Origin of the sequence: Chryseobacterium sp. (assembly GCF_022712095.1) — a bacterium.
Classification (GTDB): domain Bacteria; phylum Bacteroidota; class Bacteroidia; order Flavobacteriales; family Weeksellaceae; genus Chryseobacterium.
Window position 1 is genome coordinate 1 of sequence record NZ_JALAHD010000142.1, and the last position, 6,091, is coordinate 6,091.

The 6,091-nt window shown below is 34.6% G+C and carries 6 protein-coding genes; 5 read left to right on the forward strand and 1 reads right to left on the reverse strand.

Annotated elements, in window-relative coordinates; translation table 11 throughout:
* Positions 1-715: dihydropteroate synthase (gene folP, locus Q0A18_RS07120; protein WP_292009458.1), on the reverse strand; the 715-nt coding region annotated here is incomplete at its 3' end.
* 286 nt (positions 716-1,001) lie between these two features.
* Between folP and Q0A18_RS07125 the strand changes: the two genes are divergently transcribed.
* The 5 genes from Q0A18_RS07125 (at position 1,002) to tpiA (ending at position 6,050) form a co-directional block, all read left to right on the forward strand.
* Positions 1,002-1,568, forward strand: a complete 567-nt coding sequence (locus Q0A18_RS07125; protein WP_292009453.1) for a DUF1599 domain-containing protein — start codon at positions 1,002-1,004, stop codon at positions 1,566-1,568.
* Position 1,569: 1 nt separating this feature from the next.
* Positions 1,570-2,658 carry a BT_3928 family protein gene (locus tag Q0A18_RS07130; RefSeq protein WP_292009454.1) on the forward strand — a complete coding sequence of 363 codons (1,089 nt, stop codon included), beginning with the start codon at positions 1,570-1,572 and terminating at the stop codon, positions 2,656-2,658.
* Positions 2,659-2,676: 18 nt separating this feature from the next.
* Complete coding sequence (locus Q0A18_RS07135) at positions 2,677-3,027, forward strand: TerB family tellurite resistance protein (RefSeq protein ID WP_292009455.1); 351 nt, start codon at positions 2,677-2,679, stop codon at positions 3,025-3,027.
* 25 nt (positions 3,028-3,052) lie between these two features.
* Positions 3,053-5,179 carry a S9 family peptidase gene (locus tag Q0A18_RS07140; RefSeq protein WP_292009456.1) on the forward strand — a complete coding sequence of 709 codons (2,127 nt, stop codon included), beginning with the start codon at positions 3,053-3,055 and terminating at the stop codon, positions 5,177-5,179.
* A 112-nt stretch (positions 5,180-5,291) separates the two neighbouring features.
* Positions 5,292-6,050, forward strand: coding sequence for a triose-phosphate isomerase (gene tpiA / locus Q0A18_RS07145; RefSeq protein ID WP_292009457.1), 759 nt, complete (start codon positions 5,292-5,294; stop codon positions 6,048-6,050).
* Positions 6,051-6,091 lie beyond the last annotated feature (41 nt).

Sequence of the window (6,091 nt, forward strand, 5' to 3'; positions counted from 1 at the left end):
CCCTAAGTATTTTAGCCCCTTGCTCCAAAACTTTAAAGTGGAGTTTCTGAGTTTCTTCATTAATTTCCAAAGGCGATTTTCCCAACGACTTATAAATAAAAGATTTTCTCGATATTCCAATTAGCAAAGGAAATTTTCCAAAACCAAGATATTGTACTTCATTTAATAATTTCATCTGATCCTCTACCTTTTTTCCAAATCCAAATCCCGGATCCAAAATAATATCATGAATTCCTTTTTTTAATAATTCATTGATTTTTTTAGAAAAATATTGATTCTCCTCCAGCGTTATATCCTGAAATTCTATTTTATCATGCATGGTATCATAAGAAGGATTTACATGCATTAAAATATAAGGCAATCCTGTCTCAGCTACGACATCAAACATACGGTCATCATATTGTCCGCCGGAAATATCGTTAACAATATCCATCCCTTCATTAAAACCATACTTTACCGTCTCAGCATAGAAAGTATCAATAGATATCAATACTTCAGGAAATTCTTTTTTAATATTTGAAACTACAGTTCCTAATCTCCTGATTTCTTCTTCACTGCTTAAAAAGTCAGCATTAGGTCTTGTCGACTGAGGACCGATATCTATAATTTCTGCTCCTTCTTTTATTAATTTTTCAGCATGCCGCAGTGCTGATTTTTCATTATTAAAATGTCCTCCATCTGAAAAAGAATCGGGAGTAAGATTCAGAATTCCCATAATCTTAGGGCCTTCTAAATTGACTAATCTGCCATTGCAATTAATGGAATAATGATGATACAATGATAAATGATTCATGATACAAAAATAAGAGTTATTGAGTTAGGAGTGATAAATTGTGAATTAGAAATTTTAATAATGAATATACTCTGAACTATTATTGAGAGCCTGGCTTTTGGAATATTGGTGAAAAATCTATGTGACTTATCATTTAAACCTTATCCCTACCAACTTAAATCATCAGTTTTGAAAGCTATTTTGTATATTTGGGCTATTAAGAAAGTATATGTCAAAAACTTCAGTACAGTTCGAGAAAATTATCAGTCAGTGCCGAGATCTTTTCAGTAAAAAATTACAGGATTACGGAGCCGCATGGAGGGTATTAAGACCAAGCTCCATTACCGATCAGATTTACATTAAAGTCAACAGGATCCGTACTTTACAAATGACCGATAAGAAAATGGTGGATGAAAGTGAAGATGATGAATTCGTTGCTATTGTGAATTATTCGATCATTGGACTTATTCAGCTGGAAAAAGGGCTTTCTGATGATTTCAACGAAAATAAAGACGAAATAATAAGTCTGTATGATAAATATGCTGATGAAGCAAAAGCACTTATGGAAAGAAAGAACCATGATTATGGAGAGGCCTGGAGAGATATGAGAATTTCTTCCATTACCGATTTAATTTATCAGAAAGTTTTGAGAACAAAACAAATAGAAGATAATCAGGGCAAGACCATCGTATCAGAGGGCTTAGAGGCTAATTATTTTGATATGTTAAATTATGCTGTTTTTTGTCTTATCAAGTTCTCTGAACAGCAAAATCAGTTCGAACCCAAAACTATTTAATATGATCAAAGGTTTATTAAGATTCATTATTGCCATTATTTTTATTCTTTCCGGATTTGTAAAAGCCGTGGATTTAGTAGGTTTTTCCTTTAAAATGGAAGAATATTTTTCCCCGGCGGTATTCAATATGCCGTTTTTCGAGAAGTTTGCATTGATATTTTCCATTATAATGGTGGTCTTAGAACTTGGTTTGGGTATCATGCTTTTATTAAGAATGAAACTTAAGTTTACCCTTTGGGCATTGATCATCCTATGTATATTTTTTGGATTCCTTACTTTCTATTCCGCTTACTTTAATGTGGTGACCGACTGCGGATGTTTCGGAGATGCCATTAAATTCACACCATGGCAAAGCTTTATTAAAGATATTGTTCTTTTAGCCGGTCTTATTATTCTGTTTTTATTATACAGAAATGATTTTAAGAAAGAAGAAGAATCACAAAACAAAGCAAAATACTGGGTTACAGGTATTTTTTCCATAATTATGATCTATATTATGTTTCAAGGGATTATGCATGAACCTTTAATCGACTTCCGGGATTATAAAATAGGAGCAGATCTGGCAGCTGAAAAGGAAAAAATCGCTAAAAATCCATCCGAATATAAAACGTTCTATTCTCTGAAAAATGAAAAAACAGGAGAAGTGCTTAAAGTTAATCAGGATGATTATATCAAAGAAACAAAATACTGGGAAGATGGTTCTCCCTGGAAAATAGAAGAAGGAAAAAATGAATCGGTATTGGTAAAAGAAGGCTATTCTTCAGAAGTGGTAAAATTCAAGATAGAAGATCCTACAGGAAATGAACTGACAGAAGAAATTATTAAAGCCCCTAAAGCAATTATTGTTTTTTCTTATCACCCTAAAGAAGTTTCTCCGGAAATGCTTCAGAAAGTAGAAGCTAAAGTCAACACTCAAAAAGATGCTCTTATTTATGGTGTTTCTACAGATCCCCATACTTTTAAAACCATTCCGAATGCGATGATGGACGGAACCGCAATTAAAACCATCGCAAGAAGTAACCCGTTTGTTCTTATTCTGCAAAACGGAAAGATTGTGGATAAACAACCCGCTAAAGACTATATCAAATAATTAACTAAACCTATTGTAATGCAAAAATCAAATAAATCTATTGCCGGCTATCACTTATTAATGATCTTATCTTCCGTAGACGGAGTATTTGCTCCCGAAGAAGGGATTCATATTCATAAATATCTAGCTGAAGAATTTCCATTCAAAATCAATCTGGATAATGAACTGGAAGCAATTGCATTATTACAGCCTGAAGAATGGAAAGATCATTTTGAATTCCATGCCCGTTGTTTCCTTGAAGATTCCACGGAACAGGAACGTAAAAGTTTTGTTCAGTTTGCTAAGTCTTTAATTAAAGCAGATGATATTGTGACGGAGGAAGAACATACTTTCTATAAGCTTTTAAAGAACCTTTGGCATTTGAATTAGTCCGGCTCCCTTAAATTCAAAACATATGAAAAAACTGTATTTAGCATTATTAGCAATGAGTACTCCTATTTTTCAAGCACAGCAATTCCCTGATCTTAAAGCCCCGGTCGCTGAGAAACAGGAACATATCAGAAATATTCACAATGATAAAGTCAATGATCCTTATTACTGGATGATTGATTACTTTAAAAAAGGAAAAGATTCCACAAAAGTTGTCGATTATCTAAAAGCAGAAAATACCTACTGGGAAGGCATGATGGAAGATACTGAACCTTTCAGGGAAAAGCTTTTTCAGGAAATGAAAGCCAGAATTAAAGAAAAGGACGAATCTGTTCCTGTCTTTAAAAACGGATATTACTATTACACCCGGACTGAAACAGGTAAGCAATATTATAAATACTGCAGAAAAAAAGGGAATCTTAAAGCCCCTGAAGAAATACTTCTGGATGTGGATCAAATGGCAGAAGGACATCCTTATTATGCCGCTACAGGATTCAGTATCAGCCCTGATAATACTAAAATGATTTATGGAGTAGATGATGTTTCCAGAAGACAATACAAATTATTTTTAAAAGATTTATCTACCGGAAAAACGACTGATCTGGGAATCAGAAATACAACAGGTTCGGCAATCTGGGCCAATGACAATAAAACCATATTCTATACTTCAAAAAACCCGGAAACTCTTTTAACAGAAAAAATATTCAGACATACATTAGGGACTGATGTTTCAAAAGATATTCCGGTATATGAAGAAAAGGACAAAACAAATTATATCGGTGTAGAAAAATCCAAGAATAATAAATTTATTATGATCTATTCAGGAGCCACTACATCTTCTGAGACCAGATACCTGGATGCCGATACTCCGAACGGCACATTCAAGGTTTTCCAGCCAAGGATGAAAGATGTTTTATATGACGTTACCCCTCTGGAGGATAAATTCCTTGTCGTAACCAATAGAGATGCCTTAAATTTTAAAGTAGCAGAAACTCCTCTTGATAAAACAGGAGTGGAAAACTGGAAAGATTTTATTCCTCACAGAACAGATGTGCTTATGGAGGGAATCAGTGAGTTTAAAAATTATCTTATTTTTAGTGAAAGACAAAACGGACTTTCTCAATTGGTTATCTATGACAGAAAAACAGGTAAAAAAGAGTTTCTGAAATTTGATGAACCCACCTACACTGTTTATTCTTCGGGAAATCCGGAATACAATACGGACAACTTCCGTTTCGGATATACTTCTCTGATCACTCCCAGTTCTCAATACGAACAGAACCTGAAAACGGGAAAAAGAACATTATTAAAACAGCAGGAAGTCCTTGGAGGTTATAATAAAAACGATTATACAACAGAAAGGCTTTTTGCTACAGCAAAAGACGGAACCCAAATTCCGATCTCTATTGTTTACAAAAAGGGATTTAAAAAGGATGGCAACAGCCCTCTCCTTTTATACGCTTACGGATCTTACGGGAACTCTATGGATGCAAGCTTCGGAAGTACAAGACTAAGCCTTTTAAACAGAGGTTTTGCTTTTGCTATCGCCCATATCCGCGGTGGCCAGGAAATGGGAAGGCAATGGTATGAAGACGGAAAAATGATGAAAAAGAAAAATACATTTACGGACTTCATCGATGCCGGAGAATACCTTGTTAAGCAAAAATATACATCTCCAAAACATCTGTATGCTCAGGGTGGAAGCGCCGGAGGATTATTAATGGGAGCCATAGCCAATATGAATCCTAACCTATGGAATGGCGTCATTGCACAGGTTCCGTTTGTAGATGTAGTGAATACGATGCTTGATGAAAGCATTCCGTTAACAACCAACGAATATGATGAATGGGGAAATCCCAATAATGAAGAGGCTTATTTCTATATGAAATCCTATTCTCCCTACGAAAATATAGAAAAGAAGAACTATCCTAATATCTTAGTAACAACAGGTTTACATGATTCTCAGGTTCAATATTTCGAGCCGGCTAAATGGGTAGCCAAATTAAGAGATATGAAAACAGACAAGAATGTATTATTCTTAAAAACAGATATGGATTACGGGCATGGAGGAGCTTCGGGAAGGTTTGATTATTTAAAAGACCTTGCCTTAGTATATGCTTTTATGTTTAAATTGGAAGGAATCAGTAAATAGTAAAGACTCGCAGATTTTTCAGATTTTTTTAGAAAGAAAGTGTCCAATAAGTACGTGAGTGTAAAAATTTAATAAAGAAATTAAAAAGTAAATCAATCAATATTATAATCCTATGAGAAGAAAAATAGTTGCAGGAAACTGGAAAATGAACAAAAATGTAATTGATGCTCAACAATTGATGATTCAGTTACTAAGCTATAAAAATAATAATGTAACCAACTGTGAGGTATGGATTGCTCCACCATCTTTATATTTAATGATGGCTAAAGATATCTTTGAAAAAGATGAGATAGGAGTTTTCGCACAGGACATCAGCGAACATGAAAGCGGAGCTTATACGGGAGAAATTTCTGCCGATATGATCGAATCTATTGATGTCAACGGTTCTTTAATCGGGCACTCTGAAAGAAGACAATATCATGGAGAAACGGATTCGCATTGTAATAAGAAAGTTAAATTGGCTTTAGATAAAGGATTAATCCCTGTGTATTGTAACGGAGAAACCCTTGAACAAAGAAAAGCAGGTCAACACCTTGATATTGTAAAAAAACAAACTGAAACTGCACTTTTTACTTTATCTGCTGAGGAAATTAAAAAAGTGGTTATCGCCTATGAGCCTGTTTGGGCTATCGGAACCGGAGAAACTGCAAGTCCGGAACAGGCTCAGGAAATTCATGCTCATATCAGAAATACAATCGCTGCAAAATATGGACAGGAAGTCGCTGACGAAGTATCTATCCTTTACGGAGGTTCCGTGAAACCTGATAATGCAAAAGAAATTTTCTCTCAGCCGGATATTGACGGTGGATTGATCGGAGGAGCTGCTTTAAAAGTAGAAGATTTCTCTAAAATCATTGAAGCTTTTAACTAGATAAAAAGTTAAACGGTATAAATTTAAAACACGCAAATGCG